The 231-nt window shown below is 71.9% G+C and carries 1 protein-coding gene; it reads left to right on the plus strand.

Annotated features, from left to right (window positions below; all coding sequences use genetic code 11):
- On the plus strand, positions 1 to 231 hold a 231-nt coding region (locus ACLF6P_RS30115), incomplete at both ends, for a hypothetical protein (RefSeq protein ID WP_415954602.1).

The following is a 231-nucleotide window of genomic DNA, read 5'->3' on the forward strand; positions in this document are numbered from 1 at the left end:
CCCTCACCCTGCGCCCCGTCACCGCCGACCAGGTCAACACCTCCTCCTCGGACTCCCTGTTCCGCCTGACCTGGCAGACACTCGCAGCGCACGTCCCGACCCCGTCCGAGACCCCGGCAACCGAGGCCCCGGCGACCGAGGTCCTGGAGGTCGTGTCCGGCGCTCAGGGGGACGAGGGTGACGTTCCCGAGGCCGTGCACGCCCAGCTCGCAGAAACCCTCACCCGGCTTC

The organism is Streptomyces lothianensis (genome assembly GCF_047779955.1).
Lineage (GTDB): Bacteria > Actinomycetota > Actinomycetes > Streptomycetales > Streptomycetaceae > Streptomyces.